This window comes from Methylobacterium sp. (genome assembly GCF_019750675.1).
In the GTDB taxonomy this organism is placed as follows: Bacteria; Pseudomonadota; Alphaproteobacteria; order Rhizobiales; family Beijerinckiaceae; genus Methylobacterium.
In genome coordinates this window covers 1-2,356 of sequence record NZ_JAIEOF010000442.1, presented here as the reverse complement: position 1 = coordinate 2,356, position 2,356 = coordinate 1, and the positions used below count along the sequence as shown (strand labels likewise).

The 2,356-nt window shown below is 66.4% G+C and carries 3 protein-coding genes; 2 read left to right on the top strand and 1 reads right to left on the bottom strand.

All coding sequences use genetic code 11. The annotated features are described in order from the left end of the window. The first annotated feature begins 120 nt into the window (after window positions 1-120). A complete protein-coding gene (locus tag K2X24_RS23330; protein WP_292501602.1) occupies window positions 121-1,788 on the top strand; it encodes an alpha-amylase family protein in 1,668 nt (555 codons plus the stop codon). 6 nt (window positions 1,789-1,794) lie between these two features. Here K2X24_RS23330 and K2X24_RS23325 read toward each other — a convergent pair whose 3' ends face one another. After that, window positions 1,795-1,926: a hypothetical protein gene (locus K2X24_RS23325; protein WP_292501600.1), complete on the bottom strand. Its 132-nt coding sequence runs from the start codon at window positions 1,924-1,926 to the stop codon at window positions 1,795-1,797. 74 nt (window positions 1,927-2,000) lie between these two features. On the opposite strand from K2X24_RS23325, the gene K2X24_RS23320 reads away from it, so the two are divergent. Beyond that, window positions 2,001-2,282 carry a type II toxin-antitoxin system RelE/ParE family toxin gene (locus K2X24_RS23320; RefSeq protein WP_292501598.1) on the top strand — a complete coding sequence of 94 codons (282 nt, stop codon included), beginning with the start codon at window positions 2,001-2,003 and terminating at the stop codon, window positions 2,280-2,282. The last annotated feature ends 74 nt before the right edge of the window (window positions 2,283-2,356 follow it).

Here is a 2,356-nt window from a genome sequence, read left to right as displayed (position 1 = left end):
GGGGCACGCCCACATGGCCAAGGGCTCGGCAATCGTCATGGCCAAGCTCTTGGCCAAGCTCTTGGCAACGCTTGTCCGGGCTTCGGCGTTGTGGCGCAGGTTGCTCCCGGAGACGACGGCATGATCAAGGACCTCTGGTACAAGAACGCCGTCGTCTACTGCCTGTCGGTCCGGACCTTCCTCGACGGCAACGGCGACGGCATCGGCGACTTCGCCGGCCTGGAGCGTAGGCTCGACTACCTGCAGGGCATCGGCGTCACGGCGATCTGGCTGATGCCGTTCCAGCCCTCGCCCAAGCGCGACGGCGGCTACGACATCACGGACTATTACGGGGTCGATCCGGATTACGGCTCGCTCGGCGACTTCGTCGCCTTCACCCATGCGGCCAAGCAGCGGGGCCTGCGCGTCCTGATCGACCTCGTGGTCAACCACACCTCGGACCAGCATCCCTGGTTCCAATCCGCGCGCTCGGACCCGGATTCGCCCTACCGGGACTGGTACGTCTGGTCGAAGACCAAGCCGCCGCACGCCGACGAAGGCATGGTGTTCCCCGGCGTCCAGACCACGACCTGGACCCGGGACGCCAAGGCGGGGGCCTACTACTTCCACCGCTTCATGCCGTTCCAGCCCGACCTGAACACCGCCCACCCGGCGGTGCGGGCCGAGATCCAGAAAATCATGGGCTTCTGGATCCAGCTCGGCGTCTCGGGCTTCCGCATGGACGCGGTGCCCTTCGTCATCGCCAAGAAGGGGCCGGAGGTCACGGGCGAGCCCGACGAGCAGTTCGACATGCTGCGGGACTTTCGCGAGTTCCTGCAATGGCGCCAGGGCGACGCCATCATCCTGGGCGAGGCCAACATCCTGCCCAAGAAGGACCTCGACTATTTCGGCGACGACGCCGACCGGCTCCACATGCTGTTCAACTTCCAGGTCAACCAGGCCTTGTTCTACGGCCTCGCGGCGGGCGACGGGCGCCCGCTCGCCAAGGCCATGCGCAAGACCTGGAACCGTCCCGATTCGGCCCAGTGGGCGGTGTTCCTGCGCAACCACGACGAGCTCGACCTCGGGCGCCTCACCGAGGCCCAGCGCCAGGCGGTGTTTACGGCCTTCGGGCCCGAGAAGGGGATGCAGCTCTACGACCGGGGCATCCGACGCCGCCTCGCCCCGATGCTCGGCGGCGACCAGCAGCGCATCGAGCTCGCCTATTCGCTGATGTTCACCCTGCCGGGCACGCCGGTGCTGCGCTACGGCGACGAGATCGGCATGGGCGACGACCTCGCGCTCAAGGAGCGCGAATGCGCCCGCACGGTGATGCAGTGGAGCGGGGAGGCCCAGGGTGGCTTTACGAAGAGCGAGACCCCGACCCTGCCGGTGATCGACAGCGGCGCCTACGGCTTCGACCACGTCAACGTGGCGGCCCAGCGCCGCGACCGCGGCTCGCTGCTCAACTGGATGGAGAGCGTGATCCGCACCCGCAAGGAAGTGCCGGAGATCGGCTGGGGCGACTTTTCCGTGATCGAGACGGCCTCGCCGGCGATCCTGGCGATCCGCTACGACTGGGAGGGCAATTCCGTGCTCTGCGTGCACAACCTCGCGGGCACGCCGATGGAGATCGAACTCGCGACCGGGCTCGAAGGGCCGGAGGGCCGCATCCTCGTCGACCTCCTCACCGGCCGCCGCTGCGAGGCCGATGCCGACGGCCGCCACTGCCTGATGATGGAGCGCTACGGCTACCACTGGTTCCGCGTCGGCGGCCTCGACGCTCCGCTGAAGCGGCGGGTGGGGTAGGCTTCGCTACTTGTTGCGCCCGAGCAGCACCAGCCAGCCGATCCCGATCACGCAGACCATGGCGCCGATCCGTTCGCCGGTCCGAGTTTGGCAGCGCGCCATGAGCGGCACGCCGGACCCTTCGTATGTGGAATACACGAAGGAGATCCGACATCCCACGCTTGCAAACTTTAGACACGGACGATACGCTTAACGTATCACGTACAAGGCTGATGATTCAGAGCTTCGCAGACAAACACACGGCAGCGCTCTTCGAGGACGGCCCATGCCATCGTCAGTGGCGGGCCTTCGAGAAGGTCGCGACGCGCAAGCTCGACATCCTCGACGCCGCAACGACCCTCGACGATCTGCGCTCACCGCCGGGAAACCGGCTGGAGCTCCTGAAGGGAGACCGGGCCGGACAGTACAGCATTCGCATCAACGATCAGTGGCGGATCTGCTTCGACTGGACGGAGCAGGGTCCGGAGCATGTCGAGATCGTCGACTACCATTGAGAGACCGAACAGGAGATCGGCCATGGCCCGCATCCGCACCCATCCCGGCGAGATCCTCGTGGAGGAGTACCTGA

What these genes read in the sequence shown, in the direction of transcription:
- K2X24_RS23330 (WP_292501602.1), top strand. Translation starts at nt 121, where the DNA reads ATGATCAAGGACCTCTGGTACAAGAACGCCGTCGTCTACTGCCTGTCG.
- K2X24_RS23320 (WP_292501598.1), top strand. Translation starts at nt 2,001, where the DNA reads ATGATTCAGAGCTTCGCAGACAAACACACGGCAGCGCTCTTCGAGGAC.